The sequence below is a fragment of the Eubacterium ramulus ATCC 29099 genome, from assembly GCF_000469345.1.
In the GTDB taxonomy this organism is placed as follows: domain Bacteria; phylum Bacillota; class Clostridia; order Lachnospirales; family Lachnospiraceae; genus Eubacterium_I; species Eubacterium_I ramulus.
In genome coordinates this window covers 20,869-45,591 of sequence record NZ_KI271101.1, presented here as the reverse complement: position 1 = coordinate 45,591, position 24,723 = coordinate 20,869, and the positions used below count along the sequence as shown (strand labels likewise).

18 protein-coding genes and 1 pseudogene are annotated in these 24,723 nt (G+C 38.4%); 1 reads left to right on the top strand and 18 read right to left on the bottom strand.

Translation table 11 applies throughout. The features are described from left to right. Positions 1-148: 148 nt before the first annotated feature. From HMPREF0373_RS04490 to HMPREF0373_RS04435, 12 genes and pseudogenes are all read right to left on the bottom strand, one after another. Positions 149-958: a PD-(D/E)XK nuclease family transposase gene (locus HMPREF0373_RS04490; protein WP_021738444.1), complete on the bottom strand. Its 810-nt coding sequence runs from the start codon at positions 956-958 to the stop codon at positions 149-151. Positions 959-1,398: 440 nt separating this feature from the next. Further along, positions 1,399-3,762 carry a C1 family peptidase gene (locus HMPREF0373_RS15960; protein ID WP_021738443.1) on the bottom strand — a complete coding sequence of 788 codons (2,364 nt, stop codon included), beginning with the start codon at positions 3,760-3,762 and terminating at the stop codon, positions 1,399-1,401. Positions 3,763-3,886: 124 nt separating this feature from the next. After that, positions 3,887-4,420: a VanZ family protein gene (locus tag HMPREF0373_RS04480; RefSeq protein WP_021738441.1), complete on the bottom strand. Its 534-nt coding sequence runs from the start codon at positions 4,418-4,420 to the stop codon at positions 3,887-3,889. 227 nt (positions 4,421-4,647) lie between these two features. Next, the gene (locus tag HMPREF0373_RS04475; RefSeq protein ID WP_021738440.1) at positions 4,648-5,304 is read right to left on the bottom strand and encodes an NUDIX hydrolase; all 657 of its coding nucleotides are present in this window, start codon (positions 5,302-5,304) and stop codon (positions 4,648-4,650) included. A 56-nt stretch (positions 5,305-5,360) separates the two neighbouring features. Further along, positions 5,361-6,752, bottom strand: coding sequence for a hypothetical protein (locus tag HMPREF0373_RS04470; protein ID WP_021738439.1), 1,392 nt, complete (start codon positions 6,750-6,752; stop codon positions 5,361-5,363). 315 nt (positions 6,753-7,067) lie between these two features. Then, on the bottom strand, positions 7,068-8,087 hold the full coding sequence (gene rfbB, locus HMPREF0373_RS04465; protein ID WP_022036208.1) for a dTDP-glucose 4,6-dehydratase: 1,020 nt from the start codon (positions 8,085-8,087) through the stop codon (positions 7,068-7,070). Between the two features lie 128 nt (positions 8,088-8,215). After that, a complete protein-coding gene (locus HMPREF0373_RS04460; protein WP_044962928.1) occupies positions 8,216-9,910 on the bottom strand; it encodes an IS1634 family transposase in 1,695 nt (564 codons plus the stop codon). 166 nt (positions 9,911-10,076) lie between these two features. Further along, positions 10,077-10,307 carry a DUF6718 family protein gene (locus HMPREF0373_RS04455; protein ID WP_021738436.1) on the bottom strand — a complete coding sequence of 77 codons (231 nt, stop codon included), beginning with the start codon at positions 10,305-10,307 and terminating at the stop codon, positions 10,077-10,079. A gap of 260 nt (positions 10,308-10,567) precedes the next feature. Further along, a pseudogene (locus HMPREF0373_RS04450) lies at positions 10,568-11,227 on the bottom strand (IS1634 family transposase); the annotation flags it as partial. 393 nt (positions 11,228-11,620) lie between these two features. Beyond that, on the bottom strand, positions 11,621-12,316 hold the full coding sequence (locus HMPREF0373_RS04445) for an HNH endonuclease (protein WP_021738432.1): 696 nt from the start codon (positions 12,314-12,316) through the stop codon (positions 11,621-11,623). Beyond that, positions 12,300-13,667 carry an AAA family ATPase gene (locus tag HMPREF0373_RS04440; protein WP_044962926.1) on the bottom strand — a complete coding sequence of 456 codons (1,368 nt, stop codon included), beginning with the start codon at positions 13,665-13,667 and terminating at the stop codon, positions 12,300-12,302. Before HMPREF0373_RS04440 ends, HMPREF0373_RS04445 begins: the two co-directional genes overlap by 17 nt. Positions 13,668-13,993: 326 nt before the next feature. After that, positions 13,994-16,735, bottom strand: coding sequence for a metallophosphoesterase family protein (locus HMPREF0373_RS04435; protein ID WP_081695205.1), 2,742 nt, complete (start codon positions 16,733-16,735; stop codon positions 13,994-13,996). 213 nt (positions 16,736-16,948) lie between these two features. Between HMPREF0373_RS04435 and HMPREF0373_RS04430 the strand changes: the two genes are divergently transcribed. Further along, positions 16,949-18,430 carry a nucleotide sugar dehydrogenase gene (locus HMPREF0373_RS04430; protein WP_044962924.1) on the top strand — a complete coding sequence of 494 codons (1,482 nt, stop codon included), beginning with the start codon at positions 16,949-16,951 and terminating at the stop codon, positions 18,428-18,430. A gap of 79 nt (positions 18,431-18,509) precedes the next feature. On the opposite strand, the gene HMPREF0373_RS04425 is transcribed toward HMPREF0373_RS04430, so the two are convergent. From HMPREF0373_RS04425 to glyA, 6 genes are all read right to left on the bottom strand, one after another. Further along, entirely contained in the window at positions 18,510-20,399 is a 1,890-nt protein-coding gene (locus tag HMPREF0373_RS04425) for a P-loop NTPase fold protein (protein ID WP_021738427.1), read from the bottom strand. Further along, on the bottom strand, positions 20,396-20,920 hold the full coding sequence (locus HMPREF0373_RS04420; protein ID WP_021738426.1) for an ATP-binding protein: 525 nt from the start codon (positions 20,918-20,920) through the stop codon (positions 20,396-20,398). Before HMPREF0373_RS04420 ends, HMPREF0373_RS04425 begins: the two co-directional genes overlap by 4 nt. A gap of 32 nt (positions 20,921-20,952) precedes the next feature. Beyond that, positions 20,953-22,065, bottom strand: coding sequence for an alanine racemase (gene alr / locus HMPREF0373_RS04415; protein WP_021738425.1), 1,113 nt, complete (start codon positions 22,063-22,065; stop codon positions 20,953-20,955). Positions 22,066-22,078: 13 nt separating this feature from the next. Next, entirely contained in the window at positions 22,079-22,603 is a 525-nt protein-coding gene (locus HMPREF0373_RS04410) for a VanZ family protein (protein WP_021738424.1), read from the bottom strand. A gap of 7 nt (positions 22,604-22,610) precedes the next feature. Continuing rightward, a complete protein-coding gene (locus HMPREF0373_RS04405; RefSeq protein WP_021738423.1) occupies positions 22,611-23,354 on the bottom strand; it encodes a lipopolysaccharide biosynthesis protein in 744 nt (247 codons plus the stop codon). A gap of 83 nt (positions 23,355-23,437) precedes the next feature. Next, complete coding sequence (gene glyA, locus HMPREF0373_RS04400; protein ID WP_242831183.1) at positions 23,438-24,682, bottom strand: serine hydroxymethyltransferase; 1,245 nt, start codon at positions 24,680-24,682, stop codon at positions 23,438-23,440. Positions 24,683-24,723: the final 41 nt, after the last annotated feature.

Sequence of the window (24,723 nt, the reverse complement as noted above, 5' to 3'; positions counted from 1 at the left end):
AATTTCGATACACCCTCTTATTGGACGCTTACGAAATTTTATTGCAATAACTTTGATGGAAAATAAGTAATTATATGTGATATCAAAAAGTTTGCATAGAAAAAGAACCACCTCGGTTTGAGATGATCCTTTCATTACTGCCAACTTTCTACTTATTAAGTTTAGGTTTCATAGCGCGACTAGCACGATCTACAATGTTTTGAGGGACACCCGTAAGCACCACCTCAGAAGGCGATTTCCCGCTCGCAAGCATTGTAATTGCTTTTTCAAATAAAGAAAGTCCTTCCTCAACAGCTTTCTGTTCATACTTTTCCATTACTTCACACACGGCATTCAGCCCCCTTTCTTCATGCTTTAAAGCGTTCATTCTTTTCGTAAATGCCGGAAATTTCGAGTTGTTAACTTCCTTTTTAAGGAAACATTCCATATACTCCGAAACTGTAGTTCCGTCTTTTACTTCCGTATTAACAAAAACTCTGTAAAGACCATCATCAACACGATTACCCGTTTCTCGGATTGTACTATCCACATGGTATAGTACACGATCGGCTTTGAAAATATCAAACTGAGAAATGTACACTACAATAATATCTTCAATCTGCTCGAATTTTTCACCTTCCTGAGAATCTTTCACCGCAATACTAGCTGCATTAAATCTCACTCTGCGGAGATGATCATCATTATCCGAGCGTTGTACCTCGACATTACACTTCTTTCCATTTCCCAAGACACATAAAGCATCTAATCGCACCGATCGACCATATAGATTTCTTTCACTGCTTTGCACAACAACGTCTTTAACTACAAGATTCTTATCTTCAAGAAGAATCTGCAGCATTTCCTGACAGAAATTAACGTCATTTGCCAAAACTTCAAAGAATACATCATCTATTGGACGAAGGTCTTTGACTTTTTCCTCTTTTTCTTTGAGGGTAATAACTACCTTTCCTAAATCCATTACCTTCGTTCCTCTCTTTCCCTGCGTAATAGCAGATTTTTAATTATCTATATGAACAGGGAAAGTGATCCAACATTCCCTGATAATTCTCAAGGGAATGTCCCTAATCAAAACAAAGTAACTGAAAGCTACTAATAAATAATTATATCTTTATGATCTTATTATAGCATACGCCGTGAATTTTACAATATACATTCACAGGCAAACAGACTCCAGAGTTCGTAATTTTTTTGCTACAAACTCCACATTTTTCAACTCAAATCTTTACAACTACATTATACAGAAGAACGCTCGTTCGTGCAAGAAGGAGTTAACCTTTAATTTCTCATAAATCAATCTCCATTCAAACCGTATATTTAATTCACACTATAAGTATGAAATAAAAATCATTCCCTGAAGTCGTTTTGCGAAACCACTTCTACAAGATTCCCCTGTTCCGGTTAAAAGATCACCTGACCATTCTGCACCCGGTAATTTACACCGTACCATCCCACATATCCTGTATAGGAGAAATCCAGCATACCACTGCGGATATACCACCAGCCGTATTCATTCTGCGCCAGACCGGTAAAGCCAAAATTCAAAGCACCGTTTTCGATTCTCCACCAGCCATATTCATTCTGCGCAACGCCTGTATAACCGAAATCGACCTGGCCATTTCTGACATACCACCAGCCATATTCACTGTCTACGACACTGTTGCAGCCAAAATCAATCGTTCCGTTGACGATTCTCCACCAGCCATATTCATTCTGCGCCAGACCGGTATAAGTAAAATCAATGCTGCCGTTGCGGATGAACCACCAGCCATACTCACTGTTTACCACACCGTTATAAGCAAAATTCACCATGCCGTTTTCGATTCTCCACCAGCCGCCGGCATTCTGTGCGACTCCGGTATAGGAGAAATCTACCTTACCATTCCGGATACACCACCAGCCACCGGCATTCTGTGCGACCGTATTTCCCATATCCACACGGCCATTTACCACATTCCACCAGCCATATTCACCATTGACAATACCTTCATCCACACTATTTACAGAAAAATCAATCACACCGTTTCGAATCTCCCACCAGCTTCCGCCGTAAGAAACAAAACCACAGTAAGAATCATCTGCGACACCCTCTTCATTAATGTATACCCAGGTGCCATCCTCCTGCATAACAACCGTTTCTTCCTTCTGTACAACACCGTCATTCATATAGTAGCGTACGCCATCTACCTCCACAAGACCGGTATCATGCCGGCGCGTTCCGTCTACATAGTAGACATCCTCGCCATTTTCAGTATAAATACCGGTTTTATAAGCCGGATTCTTCACCTCTGACGTCAGTGCCTTGATGCAGGCATTTCCATATGGATATGCATAAAACTTATTGTGGTACTGATAAAACGTCTTTTCATTTCCCTTGCTGACATCACAGGACCAGATGACCTGGCCTCCATTCTCGATGGACATCTCCAGCTCACACTCTACCGCATTGGTATCCGTCTGGACCACAACAGAAAAAGTCGTTCCCGGCTGCAGCTCCACAGCATTCTCCAGCGGAATGGTATAGATACCGGCATAAGAAGTCTCACCGGTTGTCGTTGCCTTTTCCTGCTTTGTACCGCTGGTCGGATCTTTCGGATCCTTCAGATCTGTATAAACACTGATCGTATAAGATACATTCGCATTGTGCATCATAGATACGTTGACTGCTCTCAGCTCTTCCGCTTCCACACCAGCCTTTGCATCCTGAACCGTAAATACATTCGCAAGCGTATCAAACTCTGTCGGATATGCGTTCAGACCACCATCCAGCTGATAATTATTGTCATACGCATCCGTCGTATCAAAATCAAACGCCCACGCAGCCTCACCGAGTGAAACCGTCTCGTAAGACATCCAGAAATAATCACAGTAAGATCCCCAGCTGTTTCGGATCAGCCACGCACCATTGTGTGCCGGTTTTGCATATCCTGCAAAATTGTCTCTGGAATAATCATCATCCCAGCCAACGATCATAGCCGCATGTCCGTTGCCGCTGGCTTCGGCATCATAGTAGGTATATTCTCCTTTCTGATTCTTCGCCATCGCCTTATCCAGATGATCATACATCACACCTACCGCACCATGATCCATGATCTGTGCCTTCACACCATCCGTATCTTCCTTCAGGCTCATGCAGTATGCATTTTCCAGATGCGCCACATCACGGCTGTAAGCATAACTGTCTTTCAGTCCTGATTGCTCCACTTTCTCAGCATCCGTATACGGAACATCCGCTTCCTTTACCGCGCCGACCCACTGGCTCATTCTCCGGGCTGCCATCTCATAATTACCGCCAAAATTCAGAAAACTGCCTTTCGCCTCTGCACTGTTGTATTCTGCGGTATCCCCTTTTGTGCCGCCCAATGGATCCGTCACAAAATTATAAGTAAAATAAATCAGCTGCAACTCGCTCAGATCAATGTCTTTCTTTGCGATTCCATCACTGATCAGATCAAACTCTGCCAGACCGAGGGAAGAAAATGCCCAGCAGGTACCATATGGATTCTGGTCACGCACTGCCGGATATTCGCGTCTGCATGCATCAATATCTGTCGAATAAGCAGATGGCAGCATCGCATATGCAGCAACGCCTGCTCTGTGTACAGGCACATTCCTATCCAGATCACTTTCTATATATCCCGTGTTTTGTGCCGTTTTCACATTCGTATCATCGGAAACATTTTTCGCCTGTATCTGCATGGTGCTCAGTGGAGACAATGCCAGCACCAAACTTAATAACAGCGCCTCAAATCTTTTTTTTCTCATTTGAACTCCCTCCGTTATCTGTAAAACCATTAATTATTATATTCTTTATCATTCTCATTGTATCAATCTTATCATGGGCAAATCCATGAATCAACATCATCATTGTTTCAAAGCAATGTTATTGTTAATGTTTTACTCCACTTTTCACAAAATTATTCGTAAACAGACATCCTGCCATACACCCCAACCCATTGTGAATCATATCATCCCACTCAAACAGACCACGCATAAAAATCAGCTGACTGAGCTCAATTGTCGCTGACATCAGGATTCCGATCACCAGAGCCTGATACCACTTAATTTTATGATTCGCAATGAGCGGAAGCAGAATCCCTGCCGGCAACAACAAGATAAAATTCAACAGGTTTTCCTTTAACAACTCCCGGTCGTGGTTACAGATTACCTCCCGCCACGACCAGAATGGCAATAATTCATACTGACGGACCGTTCCAATCCTGGTAAATACCGTTGAGCCAAATACAATTCCGAGAAACACCACCAATGCCACGACTGCCAATGCCTGTATGATACGCAGCTTCTTTCTGTATACACACACCGCCATTCCGATGCACACCCCCGTTAATACCAGCCCAAAAGCCAGTATTTCATACCTTGACCATTGCTTATTATACGTTGTCCATATCTGATAAATATCCATCTATACCATAAACTCCTGCACCCTGTTCATTTTTAAACAGTTTCTCCTTTTTTGATTTTTGCTCTTAATATCCAATACGAATTGGGGAACTTTTTCTTAACAAATCACATTGAAATGTTCCCCAATTTATTAAACACAGGAAATACAATCAATGATGACTGCATCATATTGATCTTTGACACCATTGCAGCAGATTTTGTACTGTCTTTTCCTCTTTTCTATCCTCATTATTTCTGTAAACTCATCTTTGCATATGCTGCCAGAGTAAAACCATCCGTAATTTTTCCATCCCGGATCCATTCGCCCAACTGCTCCCAATCCAATGCAATATGTCCTACTATTTCTTCTTCCTGTATCACCTGTGGAGCTTCATTCAACTCTGCCAGAAATACATCTGCCTTTGAACTCATTGCACCACTGTCCGGCACAATTTTTCCGAAACTTTTCCATTTTTCTGCTTGCACACCAAGTTCTTCCCATAATTCTTTTCCCGCATTCTCCTTTGCAGAAATTCCTTCTTCTCCAAAACCTCTTGGGAAACCGTACTGATATTCCCTGAGAGCATGACGATACTGCCGCAGTAAAATATACTTTCCATTATAATATGGAACGATAACAACCGCACCTCTCATAACGCGGTTCATCAGTCTTTCATATGCAAACAGACTTCCATTTTTTGCACGCACAACATCCACAACCATTAAATGGTAATGGCTCTCGTATACAATTCCGATTCTTCTGCCACTTTTTTGTGCAAATGCATACAGTTCCTTCGGGTCAAGTACCAGCGGAAGTTCCTCAGACTGGGCAAAAAGCTCCGTACACGTCCGACTTAATTCCAGATATTTTTCAATCGAATCCATTTCTGTTCCTTTTATTTCCATTCCCTTTCATCCCTATTTCTTACCAACTTCTTGTGAGCAGGTTTTCATTTTTTATTTCAGCCTTTTTCAACTTTCAGGCGTTCCCGACATTTTCTTACGATTTTCAGATCCGCCCACGTTCTTGTCAATTCCTCAATACTGTCTAAAATATCACAACTTGTCCACCAACGGGATATCATACCCGAAATCCACGAACTCAGAATACCAAAAGCTATCACCTGCAAGACCGCCCATCCTATGGTCGCAGCCAATGAAAGCTCCCCTTCTACAGACACAATATCCTGTAGATAGTTCATTCCCAACTCAATTCCTACAAAGATCACCACCCCAATTAGTGCATCTATGATATTTCTTTTTATTCCTTTATGTATACTTTTATCCCACTCTTTCAGCTCTTTCTCCATCCCCACTTCATAACGGCTTCCCGTCTGTAATTTTTCATCTTCAAGAGCCGGTTTCAGTTCCAGCGTTTCCTGCACATTTTTCATCTGCAAAATCCGAATAGCACAACTCCAGTCCGGGAGTTTTCCTTGATAAAGTTCCCACGTTGTACTATCCTTTGCAGGGAAAACATGGCTAGGAGCAATATCCTTCTCCCAGTAATCCTTCAATTTGCTTTTGAACCATTCACGGCAGGATTCTATATCTTCCGGATCATAATGCTTGGAAATTCCATAAATACTGTCTTCCGTTGTAAGATTATAACATAGATCGAGCACCGCTTCTGCATATTCTGCCTTTTCTCCTTTCTCTTTTTCGTGGAGATAAATATGCCAGGCACTCCGATATTCCTGACGATCCTGTGAACTCAAATCTTTCTCAACTCTTTTCAGAATTTCTACTGTATCCTGATCAGTAAGCGGATATGCAATTTCATGAAGATATTCTGTCAGTTTCTTTTGCTTTACCTTTTTAGGTGGATTCAATGAAAATGCATTGACACTCAATGCCAGCAACGTCTTCACATAGCGGATCAAATATTCTATCTTTTCTTCACTATAATTTTCTTCATTATAACCAGATAATTCCCTCAGACACTCCGGGTCACTATAACGCAATGCTGTCAACAACTGTCTCAGCATCACAACATCATCATGTGCAACGGGAACCCCTGAATAAATAAATGCACTCTTTTCAGACTCGGTTTTCTTTGCCTTCTTCAGAAATTCTTCTATCTTTCCCTGAAAATATTGCGACGGAGTACGCAACGCTCCATACTGCGAAATTCGGATCACCCCCATCTGACATAACTCAAAAAATGGTTCAAATGTATTTTCATTTTCAATCGCAGCAAGAAATGCACGAGAATCCGCTAACTGATTCATGGTCAAGATCACCTGGTTCCCATTCAGTATAATTTCCTGGAACATCCGTTCCTGTGCATATTGAATCTCTTCTTTTGAATTTCTTACAGAATCCAGTTCATATAAATAGACACTCTTATTCATTTCAGTTCCACCTTTTGTTTCTCATGCAAATTTAGTTTTTCTTCGATGTATCAATCGGGTTCATGTTTGCAGTTTTGCAAAATACGTTTGTCCTAACGCAATGACCTCTTTTCTTGGATCTCCATGCACAGCCAAAACCATCTAATGCTATGCTTTCTATTCACAGATTCGTTCTTAAAGTATATCACAGGATAATCTCGTAATCTATATTTTTACCTGCTAACTTCTCCTGGCTCTGAATCGCCTTCTGCTTCTGGTGCAGTTGCACTCTCTATTGGAAGTTAACACTGAGACGGCCTTCCACACTACGCGATCCTACCGATTACCATACATCTTCTCATAATAATTCTGGTACTCACCACTAATGATAGTCTCCCACCACTCACGGTTATCCAGATACCACTGAATAGTTTTTTTAATACCATCCTCAAACTTTGTCTCCGGCAGCCAGCCAAGCTCATTATGAATCTTAGTCGGATCAATCGCATAACGCATATCGTGGCCTTTACGATCCGTTACATGTGTAATCAGACTCTCCGGTTTGCCAAGCTCCTTGCAGATAATCTTTACAATGTCGATATTCTTCTTCTCATTGTGTCCACCGACATTATAAACCTCACCAACACGACCGTTATGGATAATCAGATCAATCGCTTTGCAGTGATCCTCCACATACAACCAGTCACGCACATTCAGACCTTCACCATATACCGGCAACGGTTTGTCAGCCAGCGCATTGGCGATCATCAGCGGAATCAGTTTCTCCGGAAAGTGATACGGTCCGTAGTTATTGGAACAACGGCTGATAGAAACCGGTAAACCATAAGTTCTGTGGTATGCAAGTACCAACAGATCTGCTGCTGCCTTGGAAGAAGAATACGGAGAACTTGTATGGATCGGAGTCTCCTCTGTGAAAAACAGATCCGGGCGGTCTAACGGCAGATCACCATACACTTCATCGGTAGAAACCTGATGATAACGCTTGATTCCGTACTTTCTGCAGGCATCCATCAATACAGAAGTTCCTATGATGTTTGTCTCAAGGAAAATTCCCGGATTCTCAATGGAACGATCTACATGACTCTCTGCTGCAAAGTTTACAACCATATCCGGATGTTCTTCTTCGAATAACTGATAAAGCGCATCTCTGTCACAAATATCAGCTTTTACAAAACGGAAATTCGGATTATCCATCACCGGTGCCAGTGTGGACAGATTTCCCGCATAGGTCAATTTATCCAGACAGATGATTCTGTAATCCGGATATTTATTTAGCATATGAAAAACAAAGTTACTTCCGATAAATCCGGCTCCGCCGGTTACTATAATGGTCATTTTATATTCCTCCTGTATCACAACTCCGTTTAGTCTCTCTGGAACAGATCTCTTGTATAAACTTTGCTGCCAAGATTGGCTACAAAATCAATTTCTAACTGATCCTCTTTACTAATATTCCTTGCCATTTATCCTCTTCCTTTCAGAACTTCGCTGATGCAGTTTGCTTTGTATGTGACATGTGCTGCATCGATATCAAATGCGTCTAATATTACTTTCTGTGTATTTGTAACTGCATGATCTAAGCGATATACTTTATCTAATTGTCTGTTCATTTCTATTTTTTCCAATTCCCTGATTGCCGCCGGAACAGTAAGGTAATTCGGCTTCTTTACCAGCTCTTTCGCTTTATTTTTCAAAGCCTGATAAATCTTACAACGTATGATTAGCGCAATAAATCCGATAAATATCTTAGTAGACGCAGATTCTTCAGAAGCTACCCGCAGACAGTTGTTACCAAGATACGATTTATCTGCACGAAATACTTTTTCTGATGCATCTCTGTTCTTATACAGACCAATCGCTTCTTTTGCTTCCATCTTCTCAGATGAGATAATAGCAAAGTATCCACACAAATCCAACTCTTCCCTGATTACCAAAAGGTTAGGTTCTCCATATACAAAATGTCCGGTTTCCTTGTTATAATGCATATGGAAGTATTTATGAAACATCGGTCCGAATTCATGCTCAGTGTCCTGAAATCTTGCAAGATAGTTCTGCATCTCCCGGATATTTTCTTCAAGTCGTGACCGTTCTCCAGCTGCTTTAGCTGCATTGTAGTAAACATGAACATATCTTTTCTTTGTGTCAGCTGCATATACAAATGTTTGGACTGTTTTTCCATACACTCCGAATTCTGATATCTGATGCCCCCAATCGCTTTCAAAACTTCCTTTGTGTTTACGAATCAGGTCACGGATGAATTCCTTACATCCTTTCACCATAATGATGAAACTGAATCCATTATTGTCCATGTATCTCAGATTTTCTTTGCTAAAATATCCTCGATCAAGAATAAATCCAATGTTTCGATAGCCATATCCCTTAACTTTTTCAATCATAAACTGCACCTGAGAAACATCATTAATACTTCCTGGATACTTCTCATACATCAATGGTTCACTATTATTCAGATCATATCCTGCGGCATAGTTAAAGATTGGGAGACCAGCATCCACCTTAGCAGCCCCGTACTCGACCATACTGATATTTCCGGCTTCGCAGTTCTTATTCGTAGAATCATAAGAGACATAAATCCGTTCTCTATGATTTCTTTCTTCATTCCATTTGTCCAGAAATCCTTGCCTTTGATTCTCATTAATACTTCTGAAGAATTCCGAAAGAGTGGAATCACTATAAATTTTCATGTCTTCTGTAAACAACGGATGGTTAAACGCATAGTCCGGATAATACTGTGCTGCATTACTCTCCGTAATGATTGAATATGCTGCAAAATCAAGAATCATACCAGCTGCTTTAGCTCCAAAAACGTCCTCAAGTTTCTGGTTCAATCCAGTATTCTTAACCACCTGATTAATTACCATATATGTACCTGCTTTCAGACAGCTGCTCCTTTCAGAATCCGCTAAAGACTCCGGCACATCCACTTCAGGAAAGTATTTTCTGAAGTTCTCATTCGGTCTCATCTTCGTTTCATCATCATCTGAAATCTTTCCGATTGTCACCCTTTTGACGGTTGTATATTGTTTCGAAGGATCGTAAATTCGATCACATTCATAATAAACATAGCGGGCTTTTCCCTTGTTACGAAATGTAATTTTTCCTTTGATTTTCGGTATATCCACCACGTAATTTAAGTACATAATTTCTTCCTTTTTATAGTTGTATTTGCGACTAAATATAGTGTGTAAAAAAACCTGCACTTTTGCAATAAAAAATGCAGGTTTTTCCTTATTTTTTCAGTATTTTCAGGGTATTCTCAATCCGTATGATTCACTTGAGTTGCACTTTATTATGGAAGTTCACATTTCATGGACGAAGTCCCTTGACGATAGCCTGAAACTCCTGCTCTGTATCCACAAAGTGGTAAGGTGCGTACTCGCCATACGCAGTTGGCCTGCTGATTGTTACAAGCTGTATTCCCTTATACCCAACGGCCTTATTCAATTCCCTCTTTAATTCTACCAGATGCTTTCCATGAGTTGTTTTCAGAGCAAAACAGCCATGTGCATCACGATCTTTCGCTACTAGATAACACATTATTCAGCATCTCCTTAAATTCATGTTCATTCCGAATCAAGCCACTCTCATACTTTTCGCGCATGATTTTTCCTGTCTCTATCGGATAATTTTTCTTATATTTCCACTCAAACCTTCGAATGATACCGATTTCTCGACTCTGAAACAGATATAGCATTGGGGAACAAATTTTGTCATAGACGATAGAATTTTCTCCCCAATATAGATTCGTATTTGATTTACATTGTTTTCCAACAGCGTTCCTTCATAAAGGCGGCGATAAGTCCTGCATCCACCTTTGCTGCTCCGAATTCCACTATATCTATATCTCCGGCCTGACAGTTCTTATTTGTTGAATCATGCGATATATAAATACGTTCGCGTTTGCATCTGTCCGCCTTCCACTGATCCAGAAAATCCTGCCTCTGGTCTTCTTTTATTGACCTCAGAAAATCTGAAATAAACGAATCACTGTAACATTTCATATCCGGAGTAAAAAGCGGGTGATTATAAGCATAATCAGGATAATACTGCGCAGCATTCCCTTCTGTAATAATGGAATGGGCTGCCAGATCAAGCATGATCCCGGCTGCTTTTGCCCCAAATGAATCCTGCAGTTTTATATCCAGTTCAAGATCTTTTGCAGCTTTATTGATGATCATATATGCTCCTGTCTTCAAACAGCTGCTCCTGCATGAAACTGTTTTTTCCTCGGGCTGCTCAACCTCCGGAAAATATTTCCTGAAATTTTCATTAGGTCTCATTTTATTTTCATCTTCCGGCAAAACCTTACCGATAGTAACCCTTTTTACATTTGTATACTGTTTGGATGGATCGTACTCACGGCTGTACTCATAATAAACATAGCGAGCCTGACCTTTGGTTCGAAATGTGATTTTTCCTTTTACATCAGGTATATCAACAACATAATCCAGATACATGAACATCCCTCTTCTTTGTAGTTGTTTTTACGACTAAATATAGTGTAACAATAAAACCTGCATTTCTGCAATAAAAAAATGCAGGTTTTTCCTTATTTTTTCAGTATTTTCAGGGTATTCTCAATCCGTATGATTCACTTGAGTTGCACTTTATTATGGAAGTTCACATACAATAATATATCTAACATATTTCATAGCGTCTTTAACAAAAGTATTTCCAATGCTTTTATTTGATTATACTTATAATATATTATCTTTCACTCAAATTGTCCTTTTCTCATCCCCTGTAAATAATATTGTCACAGTGATATTTCGCTCTCACACTGTCTGTAAAGCCAACCGGGATCGTAGACTTGATAACTATTATCGCATCCGGATTATACTGAATCCTTGTCATATAATTTCTTTAACGCATCCTTTCTCATCATAATAATTCAGGTTCGTCCCTGGAAAAGCCTCTATGAGTGCTAGTCGTATTTCCGGTTCATTACAAAACACCTCCATCCATATCGAAAAAAATCCATCTCCCAAGGCCGTCATAATAATCTGCTTTTTCATATCATTCTGATATTCTTTTGACAGGTCTTTCATATGATTCCAGTTTTCCAGCGAGTTTAATGCTTTTTGATAAGCTATATTTCTTTGTCCAAATCGTCTATCTCTATCTTTTCCCGTAGGAAAATTGCCTAAACCTACAAGTTTATATGTATTACGTGCTCTTTTCAGGTAATCCCCTGTTGAATCCAGTTTTATCAATAACTCTTCATTCACCTTTGGGATACCATTAATGTACGAATATGCGATAGCAGTATTATCTTCATCCGGCCACAAATAGTTTTTTTTATTTTTCGGCATTGTCTGTGCCTTTTTTCGTGTATTACAATATTTACATCCCAGGTTAAGATTATTCCAGTCTGTTAAATCTCCACCTTTGGATTTTGAAACCACATGTTCTACCTCAGGAACATGTGGTATAGAAAATTCACAATAAGAACAATACATTCCTATCCGTCTCTCTAAATATGGCAATGCGTCCTTATATTCATTTATTTTTTTATATGGAGACTCCCCCTTATTTATTGGTCTCATTCTTTTTCACTTTCCATTTCTGTTCCAGATACTGCTGATGTACCCACGCCATATAAGCAGGATTTTCGCTGTATTCAGCCTCCAGTTCCGCCAGTCTTTTTCCCAGTCTGTCTATGTCTTCCTGCGATTTTGCCTGTGTAAGTGCTTCAAAATACAGCTTTGAAGCTTCATATATTTTTCTCTTTTTTTCACTATATTGCGGTAACACAACCCCCATAATATCCTCCGAAATATCTTCAATACTCTCTCCTGAATATTCAGATTCCAGAGGCTGGTCTAATGTGATCAGCTCGCCCTCTTCAAGTGATTGAATAATAAAAGGCGAATGTGTTGCACAGATAAACTGAATTTTAGGAAACAGTTGTTTTAAAATCCCAATAATTCTTTTCTGCCAAGTTGGATGCAAACTTAAATCAATTTCATCAATAAGAACAATACCCGGTGTTTCCTGTAAGGCTTTCTCCTTCAAATATGGATTTAATATACACATTCTTGCTGCAATATCCAAGATTATCTTGATAACGTTTCTATAACCGTCACTCAACATCTGAAATGGAAGAACGGTTCCTTCAGACGTTTTAAGTGCAATAATATCATCCTCATATTTTGTAGAAAATATAATTTTTTCACCTGATTTTAACTCATCTCTAAACGCCTCATTAACCGCCCACAAAATGACCTCATAAGCCGGAAAAATTTTTCCATCATTTTCTTCAACTGCAACAGCTTTAAGCGTATCTATATATCGAAACGCAATATCCAATCCATGCTGCGCATCAAGGCAGTGGCTATATGCGTCTGTTCTGCTCAATACGCCTGTCTTTACTGTTCTTTTATTTCCATCTTTCCAAAGTCGTGCTGAACTAAGGTATAATACCAATGGCAGAATAACCTCTTCATCAGAGTGATCTGCATTTGCGATTTTGCCTTCCCATTCAATTACAGTCTGCTGCATTGGATTTTTTCCACCAAACTTAGTTCTGCCATCCTGTTTCAAAAGAACACGCTGAAAACCAATAGACTCATAATCAATATTCCATGCAGCCTTACAACTAACCTTGCAAGGATACTGTGGGATTGCACCAGCAGTAAGAATTCTGCTATCATCTGAAATCTGAGTCTTTCGTCTTGCATCAGTTGATTTGATATTAAACACAAACCTGGAAGGTACATATCTCTTAAACGCTGCAAGATATGCCCCCAGCACGACATTAGCCGCTTCCAATACTGTTGTTTTACCAGAGCCATTCTTTCCTGCAAAAACATTCATTCTTGAATTTAACACAAATTTCTTATCTTCAAACTGCCTGTAATTAAAAAGTTCTATTTCCTGGATATTAAATTCACACATACAATATGCCGCCTTCCTGAACATTAGTGAATCTGAAAATCTCACTAAATCCACTAATAAAAATCCGCTATACATTGTCTTTAGTATAACGGATTATTATAAAAAAAACAATTTAAAGTTTCATTATTGGCAAAGACTGCTTTCTATATATACACTTTTCTTGAAGTTTATAATCATCAATGATCTTTTTAATTACAAGAAATGCTCCGACACGAATGCAGGAACTCCTCACTTGATAATATAATAACTCCGATTGAGTATGATAGTTTCTGGGAAGTTAGCATTTTTTGATTTTTGCTCTTATCTTGATATTTTCATTGTTTGTTTTAGTTATGCTCCACCGCTCCTTGGATTCCAAGCCGAGTTTTCTCATAATTTCTGATCGCTTCATTTTGAAAAATAGAAAAATCAGCCATAATATTTCCACTTGGATCAAATACATCTACACGATTCGAATCAGTGTCTGTCTGATAAAAAATGCAGCCTTTAAATTTGCCTTCCGTTGCAATAAAATCCGGGTTTTTATCTACCAAAGAATCTATTTCCACAACCATGGCCTCTAGCTTTTTTTGTATTGCATCAAAGAATATTTTATAGATATCAGCAACCGTATAAATATAATTACGCAGCATATTATAATGATCAATATGCCGTATATCCATTCCCTGTTCTTCCATTTCATTTTTCAACAAGGTGAATGTTTTTAATAAATCGGCACTATCTTCTTCATCTGCAGTACGCAACACCGTGCACATCTCTAAAAGATTATAAAAGCTGTCTCCATTTTCAAACTCAACCGCCCAATGTCCATGATCCATGTATATTGCAGCAAGCACCATAAATTCGAATCCAAGATTGTCTCCCATAGAATCCGCTAAAAAGTCTGTTTCGTTCTGCAAACCTAACTTTTGTACAAACGCACCGGCTTTCCTTACTAGCAACATTCCCTCATGCAAGATGTTTTTTGTCATTTTGTTTACAGTAACCTTATCTATGACAGCTCCACTATATTTTTTCACAAGATGGTTGTCTTCATCTAAATCATAATGAATCCATTCTCCAAGTGCTTCCTGATATATCTGATATTGTCTATATATTTCCTGCACCTTATGGCTTACATTTATATAATCAGATATTATATCCGCACACTCACCCGTAACAATTGGAGTTTCTTCTAAATTGAGTTCATCTTTAAGATCAGAAACAGGCATCACATCCATAAGTTTTTTATCTTTTGAAATATCCGTATCTACCATAAACTCAACTCGCACAGAGACACCACCATTTTTCTTATCAGACTCCCATCCATGCTCCTTTCGATTCCAAACAAACTCTCCCGGCATAATATACTCCGCAACAGGTTTGAAGGTGTATCCAAACAAATTCAAACTCATGAGATCTGATCCATCTCCATACCAAACCTCCTCATCCAATGTAAAATGTTTAAAAAGTCCTCGCGACTTCATATTTACAACAGGAAGTCTACGTGCCGGAAGTCCCTCGATAGCATCACTCAAAATCTCAATCGTAACATAGACACTCTCATCTGCTTTTTTCGGAAGATAAAACTTAACACCATAATAATTTTCTATTTTGACGATTCGTTCCATCTGTTCTTTCCATACAGCAGTTTCTTCACGTATCCTGTCAAAACTGCTTCCTGCACCCGGTATAGACATTCTTAATATTCTTTCCTTATCTGCTGCTTCAAACTTAATGATTATTGTTGACGCATTCACAATCTCAGAAATCATATTAAACCAATATAACCTATCAGCAACATTAGAGTATACACTCAGTTCATAGCCAAAAAATAAATTTCCAATTTCAAACTGCTGTATTTCAAGAAACTTAAATTCAAAGCCACCGTTGCGTATTTCATAATATTTTGTACCATAGATATTGTATTCCAAAACCTCTACCTGTGCAGTAGGTGCAATTCTATTATCCACATACAAATACCCACTGCTGATCTCACATGGCATCTGATGAATATCCGCTGCAGCCGACAGTTCTCCGCAAAATGTATCCATTTCCATCTTATCAGGTACTGCAGATAACTCTGCTTCCATCCGAACCGGGCTTTCTGCATTCCGGTGCGATGCACTGACAATCTGGTCAATCATTGTCTTTGTATTTTGTAATTCATAGGCATAATAATCTTCCTTATGAACCCCAACATTCTGCATTTTAAACCAGCCATTATCTGAATCCCATTCATGCACTTCAACAATGCCATTGTATGATGCCGGGTCATACGTTCCAATCATAATTGTACTCCTCGTATACTCCCCTTCGTGCATCAAATTTCCACTTTGAAATTCATAAAAGTAGTCCCATTGTTTTCTCATTAAGACTGTATGCTCATGACCGGCAAGCCACAGTTGAACATGAAAATCTTTCAACAACTGGACAATTTGCATCTGTTCACTTCTCTCTAAAAAATCAAAAGAATAGTGTGTCAATATAATAGATGGTTTATCTTGATTCAATTCTTCAAGCAGATCCATGATATATTCTGTACCGATAAACAGATTATCATTTCTCTGTTTTGTATAAGTAAGAGCTGTATCTATGCATATTACGTTAAAGTCCTTTGTTTCTGTTACAAAATGTGGCTTTTCATCATCGTCATAGCTGGCTGCCTGTTCTTGATTTTCATGATAAATTATATGCATCATCTTCCGAAATTCTGTATGTCCACAATGTACCGCTGCCATTTTATCTGAGGCTAAAGCACCATCCTTCGGAGAATAATCCTTGATACTTTCTAAAATAGCCTCCGCACGTCCCTCCGCATCTCGTTCAATATCATGATTCCCCGGTACAATGAACAACCGATCCACGGTAAGATTTGTTACACTTAAAAGTTTGTTGATATAATCAACAGTATCTGCCGCAAACTCTCCCATCGGAGCATACCGAAGATCTCCGGTAATAAAAATATAATCTATCTGTGTTCCTAACTCTTTCATATAGTCTAATAGCCTGTTACGCATACGCCGACTATCTACATCTCTTTTATTCAAATGTATATCTGATAAATGTAGCCAATGTATTTTATCCACTTTTGTCTCCCCTTATATTTTATTTCATTCTTCACTTTCTTTTAAAAAATGTTATTTTTTATAACATTTATGTTCTATTTTTTATATTAAAAATATTTAGAATATCTTTTTTATTCCTTTTTCTTGACATTTTTACGCTATATATTATAATATAAACAAATTTTGTATTCAATAGTATATGTTATGTTTAATAACATTTTAAGGAGAGTAATTATGAAGAAACTATCACAGTCGCTCATGGCACAAACCATTATTGCCAAGAGAAAAGAAAAGAAAATGACTCAACAACAACTTTCAGATGCGACCGGCATCAATCGTGCTGTTATCAGCCGCATGGAATCCTTAGACTTCATGCCTTCTATCCCGCAGTTAGAGGTACTTGGAGAAGTTTTAGGCTTTGAACTGACTGAACTGTTTGTAAACGGTACTACCGAGGAGAAAAAGCAGCATGAACCGATGAACATCGCTGTTGCCGGTACCGGCTACGTTGGTCTGTCCATTGCCACCCTTCTTGCACAGCACAACCATGTGACTGCAGTGGATATTGTTCCGGAAAAGGTCGAACTCATCAACAATAAGAAATCTCCGATTCAGGATGATTATATTGAGATGTATCTCGCTGAAAAGGATCTGGATCTGACCGCCACACTTGACGGTGAAACTGCTTATAAGAATGCTGATTATGTTGTTATCGCTGCTCCGACCAACTACGACAGCAAGAAGAATTACTTCGACACCTCTGCAGTTGAGGCTGTTATCGAGCTTGTATTGAAGGCGAACCCGGATGCCATCATGGTCATCAAGTCCACGATCCCGGTTGGCTACACAGAAAGTGTCAGAAAGAAGTACAATACAAAGAACATCATCTTCAGCCCGGAATTCCTGCGTGAATCCAAGGCTCTGTATGATAATCTATATCCGTCCCGCATCATCGTTTCCACAGATGAATCCGATGAAAGACTGGTTAAAGCCTCTCACACCTTTGCAGAACTCCTTCAGCAGGGAGCGATCAAAGAAGGCATTGATACTCTGTTCATGGGATTCACAGAGGCAGAGGCCGTTAAGCTATTTGCAAACACTTACCTTGCTCTTCGTGTTTCTTACTTCAACGAGCTGGATACCTACGCAGAAATGAAGGGACTGAACACTCAGGCTATCATCAATGGTGTCTGCCTTGATCCACGAATTGGAACACATTATAATAACCCATCCTTCGGATATGGCGGTTACTGCCTGCCAAAAGATACAAAGCAGCTTCTGGCTAACTATAATGATGTACCTCAGAACATGATGAGTGCTATCGTAGAGAGTAACAGAACACGTAAGGATTTCATTGCGGATCGTGTTCTGCAGATGGCAGGATATTATGCTTACGATGATGACAATCAGTGGGATTCCTCTATGGAAAAAGATGTGACCGTTGGTGTTTACCGTTTAACGATGAAGTCTAATTCTGATAACTTCCGCCAGAGCAGTATTCAGGGTGTTATGAAACGTATTAAAGCGAAAGGTGCTACCGTTGTCATTTATGAGCCGACTCTGGAAGATGGCACATCTTTCTTCGGTTCTAAAGTTATAAATAATCTGGAGAAATTCAAAGAAATGAGCCATGCAATCATCGCCAATCGCTATGACAGCTGTCTGGATGATGTGGCTGATAGAGTTTACACAAGAGATATCTTCAGAAGAGATTAGTTGGTTTTTTCTAACTCACGATTAAAAAATCACCTCCGCCTAGGGCTTTACTCCGGGCGGAGGATTTTAATAGATTATGTTATTCCTCAGTAGCATTTCCCAAGAGAATTTCTTTAATAATTTCTATAAATTTTATTGTATGCATTAATGCAATTGGACAATCATTCTTCTTATAATCATCACATAGCCTGGACAATTTTTCTTTGAAATCCATCAATGATTTTTCTGTAATTTCTATATTGATGTCCTGCATATCCTTATATCGATGCCACATTCCCTCAAACCACATAGAAAAACTATTCTTATTTGCATTTCCACTATTTTTAAATATTTCAAATGATACATCAACCATTTCTTGTGTTAGTGCATTGTATCTTTTATTTCCCAATTCCTGATATGCCTTATTGATATTAGTCTGCAATAATTCTATATATATTCTTTGATTATTTTCATAAATTTGAACATCATTATCTCGAAATTTTTGAATCAAACAATATGATTCCCATTCCTCGTCAGTAAATAGCTCTTTGTTTTTTTCTGAAATCATTCTGTATGAATAACCAATTTCTCTTTTATCGGCAATAAGTCGCTTCATTTGTAACCTAATACCGTTCTGTACTTGACTCCATTCGATAGTTCCTAACGCCACTTTATACTTTCTTGCGTAATAACTGTTTTCAATAAATAAAACATATTCATCTAGCGTCAAATCACCATTATAGACTTGTCGCAGTAGTTCTGGATAGCCATCTTTAATTACAGAATCATCTACCTCAGGTAATAAATAAGACTTCACTATTTCTATCGGTAATTTAGCCTTACTTCTATTTAGTTCAGCACTCAGTTCAAACCGAATTCTGTTTTCATCCCAATCCCCACAGCACACCCAATCTTCAATTCCGGATACCATACAAGAAGTTTCAAAAAATCCTGGATATAATTTTTCCACGTTTAGCTTAGAAAATAAGTTATTATATCTCTGACTCTCTATTATAAGACCCGCTTTGCTTACCATCATGTATGCAACAAAAGAACTGAGCCATATTTCGCAATTCTCAAATTGCAATTCTACTAATATCGTATAGATTCTCTCAAAATCTTGAATTGCACATTTAAGACTTCTGATATTGTGTGGTCTTTGCTCCAAGAGATTTCTCAATCTCTCAGTTTCTTTTTTCAGTTCATCTTGTTTAAGCCTCCGATTATCATTTTTAAAGGATTCGATAATTAATTCATCATCAATTTCACCCGCTAAAATGGCTGTTAAAATACTTTGATTGTTTTCCAAAAAAAGTTTATACTTATCATTTCTCGGTGATAACTCTTTAATAATGTTTTTGACCACACTATCATAATCAGGTGTAAAATGTATAACCCTTTGAACGACCTTTTCCTTTATTTCTTTATAAGAAAATTGTTCTTTGTCATGAACTGTTTTTAATATTTTATCTTCATTTGCAACAATAATAATATTAAAACACTGATTTTCACAATACTCGTTAATACTACCGAGTAATTCAGCAGTTGAAATAGATGATCGTTCTAAATCATCAAACACCAATATGACTTTTTTATCTCCAATTGTATTTTGTAAAGGAACGAGATCTATTAAGGATGCCAGCCCTCGATCAATATTTTGCCAATCATCTGGAAGAAATGCTTTTATTGTACCAAGAATCCCCTTTGAAGTTTCAATGACTTTCTTTATTTTAGGAGTAGTATCTTCCGATATTCCTTTTTCTTCTGATAATGCAGCAAACCATTTTTTCTTTACCTCAGCCTGAATCTCATTTACGGTTCCCAATCCAAATAAGCTAACCCTCAGAACTATACATGTATCGACAATGTCTTCCGGCAAAGTTTTTTCGATAAGATATGTTTTTCCACATCCCCATTCCCCTGAGAGCATTAACGCTCCCACTGGGTTTTGTGTTTCACAATAAAATTTCAATTCTTCAAGTATATTCATATAATAAAATCCTCTTTATGTATAATACGGTCAATGATTGCTTCGCAGGTAGTGGCGTCGCAGTCACTTCCAATATGGCTGTACCAGCCTTTCGGCTCAAACTGTGTACAGAAGATAACAGAACCCTTTACACTGCGGGCTTCAATGATTTCAAGAAGCTCTCGTGTCTGCTCGGTTGATACCGGGCTTAACAGGAATTCGTCCAGAATCAAAAGGTCAATCTTCTGATATGCCTTAATAACCTTTTTCAGTGTTCCATCCCCATGTGCGACAGTCAGCTCATTTAATAGATCCGGCAGGCACACATACCGTACTTTGATAAAGTTTCTGCATGCAGCAGTACCAAGCGCACATGCGATATAGGTCTTTCCATTCCCGGATGCACCTTTCAGAATAATATGATGGTCATCAGAAATATATCTGCAGGTTGAGAATTCAAGCATTTGTCCTTTATCCAGACTGAATATTCCGGATGATATTCCATCAGCTGCAAAAATAGAGAAGGGAGAGCACACATTCATCAACAAATGCTCTTCCTTCTATTTTTTCACCTCTATATGTAAACTCTAGGTACCCTCTTACCTACATCACATACAATTTCATATCCAATTGTTCCTATCATTTGCGCCATATCATCAGCAGAGATAATTTCGTTTCCATTTTTTCCAATTAGCACAACTTCTTCATATTCTCGTGCTTCCGGAATGTCTGTAACATCTACCATAAATTGATCCATACAAATTCGTCCAACAATAGCCGCTTTTTTCCCATGAATCAAAACATGCCCTTTATTTGAAAGACCTCTATTATAACCATCGGCATATCCAGTTGGAATAGTAGCAATTCGCATTTTATTTTTTACTTTATATGAACGTCCATATCCAATTGTTTCTCCTGGAAAAACCGTTTTTATCATAGAAATAACCGATTTCCATTCCATTACTGGTTCAATTCCTGGCGGAAGAATATTCATATAATCCGGTTTCAAACCGTACAACATTATACCAAGACGCGTCAAATTACTTATTCTATCTTGATACCATAATCCCCCTGCCGAATTCATCGAATGAGCATATGGCAAATTCAAATCTTGTACCGACTTAATTATATTCTCAAATTTTGATTGTTGTTCACGAGTAAATTTTTCTTCTGATGGTGTATCCGCAACACATAAATGAGTAAACAATCCTGTTAATATCAAATTATTTGCTACTTTCCTTATACTCTTCTCACATTGACTAATATTGTCCGCATCCAATCCTATTCTATTCATTCCAGTATCTATTGCATACTGACATTTAATTTTATAATTAGATGCAATGATATCAGTTGCATATTTTTCAGAGAGTATTGCTTGTGTAATATCATATTTATAAATTAGTTCTAAATTCTCAATAGGTGTATATCCCAAAACCAGAATTTGCCCTTTAACCCCAGATTGTCGCAATTCCACAGCCTCCATTACGTTAGAAACAGCAAAATTATTGATTCCCTTTTTTTGAAGTGCTTTGGAAATTTCTACAGCACCATGACCATAAGCATCCGCTTTAACTACTGCCATAATTGAGGTAGACTCTTGAATATTGTTTAAATATATTTTTAAATTTTTTAATAAACTATCAATGGAAATAGTCACCCAAGAACGTTTTAAAATTTTATCCTGCATTTTCCATTCACTCCTAATTAACTTTATTCTTCACGTTTTTCCAAATAAAAACAGCAATATACGCACCGAAAGTGTTATTGAAAAGGTCATCCAGTTCAAACAAGCCTGTTCCTGTAATAAATTGTAATGATTCAATAAATAATGAAATCAAACATGTTAAAAATGTGATTTTAACTATTGAATACTGTTTTTTTAAGTACTGTATCATAATACTAACAGGACTAAGCATCATAAGATTTAAAAAATCTTCCACAAGTAATGTGTAATTTTTCTTTTTTATAATTTCTTTATAAGACCAAAACAATTGAAGATTACACTTATATAATCCGCTCTTTTCTCTATTAAATACTAGCGAGAATAAAAGAAATGCAATGTATGTATACATACAGGCCCAAGTAATTCCTCTTTTGAAGTCATTGTGCATAATACAAAGATTTACCATTGCAACCGTCATAAAAATAACAATGCATATTATTATATATATCGGTTTGACAAATAATTGCGTGTAATAATATACATGTTCTCCTATTTTTATCATACTATTCTTACCTGTTAATCAATCTTTTCAGTACAACAGTAATTTTTTTCAATAGCCACATATCACTTATCAAAATAATGACAAACATGAATATCGGAATTAACAATGATATATTGCTTTTTCGGCAAGAAAATAAAACTGCAATAAATAAAGTCAAAAACTGAATCCAAAATCTTGTAAAATCAATTTTTATATTTATAAACCGGCATACATCAACCATTCTTATTACCATTATTACAAAATAACTAAAAGCTGTTGCAATTGCAGCTCCCATTCCACCATACTGCGGTATTAAGAAAAAATTCAAGCCAAAATTTATTATTGCACCTACAATCGTTGAAACCATTAACATTTTATTATTTTTCACCGCATTATAAAATGTCCCAAAATAAGTCGCAATACATCCAAAAGTAGCTGCTAATAGCAATAATGGTACAAACTTCCATGCAGAATAGAAATCTGACTGTAATAAAATTTTACATATTATTTTATTAAGAATCAGAAGACCGCCACAAGCAAGCGCACAAAAATACGCATACCCTCTAAAAATATTCGAAAAAAACGAACTATTATCTTCAGAATCAATCTCTGTTGCAGTAGAATACTGCCATGCTTGTTGGAAAATAGATGTGACTAAGTTTATCATCGCTGGTAATTTACTTGCAGCTGTATATAACCCCGTTATTCCTGATCCCCAAAACAATAATACTATATATCTATCTGACAGACTATTTACCCACCAAGAAAGCATATAGAACCCCGTTATATTCAAACTGCAATATAACGGGATTCTTTCTGTTCTACAATGATGTCAATGGATATATTGTCTGTGTTTTATTTTTTCAGCGGATATTTCGCGGTCAGTTCATCTACGATCGCACGTGCTTTTGTTACGCCCTCATCGCCTTCTTTGATGACGATGGAAATTGCTTCTGCGATCTTGTCCATATCCTCTGTATTCATGCCTCTGGATGTAACAGATGGTGTTCCGAGACGGATACCGCTTGTGACAAACGGAGATTTCGGATCGTTCGGGATCGTATTTTTATTAGCTGTAATATGAGCCTCATCCAGAAGTTTCTCGATGGCTTTTCCGGTCAGGTCAAATGGTGTCAGGTCTACCAGCATCAGATGGTTGTCTGTACCATCGGATACGATTTTGATGCCACGGTTCTTCAGACCGTTGCACAATGCCTGTGCGTTATCTACAATACCCTGCTGATATGTCTTGAAGCTGTCCTGCAATGCCTCTTTGAAGCATACGGCTTTTGCTGCGATGACATGCATCAGCGGTCCACCCTGAATACCCGGGAATACGGCTTTGTTGAAGTTGAAGTTATTTTTCTCCATAGATTCTTTGGATACCAGGATCATACCGCCTCTCGGTCCGCGCAGTGTTTTGTGTGTCGTAGTAGTAACGACGTCTGCATAGTGGATCGGGCTTGGATGAAGTCCTGCTGCCACCAGACCTGCGATATGTGCCATATCTACCATCAGATATGCGCCGCATTTGTCTGCGATTTCACGGAAACGAGGGAAATCAATGGTTCTCGCATAAGCACTTGCACCGGCAATGATCATTTTCGGTTTGCACTCCATCGCGATCTCTTCTACTTTGTCATAATCAATGAATCCTTCATCGTTGACCCCATAAGGTACGATGTGGAAATAAGTACCGGAAAAGTTGACCGGGCTTCCGTGTGTCAGATGTCCGCCGTGATCCAGGTTCATACCCATCACAGTGTCACCCGGCTGAAGCAGTGCAAACTGTACTGCCATATTTGCCTGTGCACCGGAGTGCGGCTGTACGTTGACATACTCTGCGTCAAATAACTCTTTTGCACGCTCGATTGCAAGATTCTCTACAACATCTACACACTGACATCCGCCGTAATAACGTTTTCCCGGATATCCTTCTGCATATTTATTTGTCATGATGCTTCCCTGTGCTTCCATAACTGCATCACTGACCCAGTTCTCGGATGCGATCAGCTCGATATGGCTGTTCTGACGGTCCATCTCCGCTTCGATCGCTGCTGCCACGTCTGCATCAACTACTTTTAACTCTTCTAAATTCATCACTTTTTCCTCCTGCCGCATAGGTCAACTCTGTTGTCTGA

Excerpts from the sequence above, each read along its gene's own strand:
- HMPREF0373_RS15960 (WP_021738443.1), bottom strand. The coding sequence starts at position 3,762 with ATGAGAAAAAAAAGATTTGAGGCGCTGTTATTAAGTTTGGTGCTGGCA.
- HMPREF0373_RS04440 (WP_044962926.1), bottom strand. The coding sequence starts at position 13,667 with ATGTGTGAATTTAATATCCAGGAAATAGAACTTTTTAATTACAGGCAG.
- HMPREF0373_RS04490 (WP_021738444.1), bottom strand. The coding sequence starts at position 958 with ATGGATTTAGGAAAGGTAGTTATTACCCTCAAAGAAAAAGAGGAAAAA.
- HMPREF0373_RS04475 (WP_021738440.1), bottom strand. The coding sequence starts at position 5,304 with ATGGAAATAAAAGGAACAGAAATGGATTCGATTGAAAAATATCTGGAA.
- HMPREF0373_RS04480 (WP_021738441.1), bottom strand. The coding sequence starts at position 4,420 with ATGGATATTTATCAGATATGGACAACGTATAATAAGCAATGGTCAAGG.
- HMPREF0373_RS04410 (WP_021738424.1), bottom strand. The coding sequence starts at position 22,603 with ATGATAAAAATAGGAGAACATGTATATTATTACACGCAATTATTTGTC.
- HMPREF0373_RS04420 (WP_021738426.1), bottom strand. The coding sequence starts at position 20,920 with ATGAATGTGTGCTCTCCCTTCTCTATTTTTGCAGCTGATGGAATATCA.
- rfbB (WP_022036208.1), bottom strand. The coding sequence starts at position 8,087 with ATGACCATTATAGTAACCGGCGGAGCCGGATTTATCGGAAGTAACTTT.
- HMPREF0373_RS04405 (WP_021738423.1), bottom strand. The coding sequence starts at position 23,354 with ATGCTTTCTTGGTGGGTAAATAGTCTGTCAGATAGATATATAGTATTA.
- HMPREF0373_RS04460 (WP_044962928.1), bottom strand. The coding sequence starts at position 9,910 with ATGTACTTAAATTACGTGGTGGATATACCGAAAATCAAAGGAAAAATT.
- HMPREF0373_RS04445 (WP_021738432.1), bottom strand. The coding sequence starts at position 12,316 with ATGAGACCAATAAATAAGGGGGAGTCTCCATATAAAAAAATAAATGAA.
- HMPREF0373_RS04470 (WP_021738439.1), bottom strand. The coding sequence starts at position 6,752 with ATGAATAAGAGTGTCTATTTATATGAACTGGATTCTGTAAGAAATTCA.
- alr (WP_021738425.1), bottom strand. The coding sequence starts at position 22,065 with ATGCAGGATAAAATTTTAAAACGTTCTTGGGTGACTATTTCCATTGAT.
- HMPREF0373_RS04425 (WP_021738427.1), bottom strand. The coding sequence starts at position 20,399 with ATGAATATACTTGAAGAATTGAAATTTTATTGTGAAACACAAAACCCA.
- HMPREF0373_RS04455 (WP_021738436.1), bottom strand. The coding sequence starts at position 10,307 with ATGTGTTATCTAGTAGCGAAAGATCGTGATGCACATGGCTGTTTTGCT.
- HMPREF0373_RS04430 (WP_044962924.1), top strand. The coding sequence starts at position 16,949 with ATGAAGAAACTATCACAGTCGCTCATGGCACAAACCATTATTGCCAAG.
- glyA (WP_242831183.1), bottom strand. The coding sequence starts at position 24,682 with ATGAATTTAGAAGAGTTAAAAGTAGTTGATGCAGACGTGGCAGCAGCG.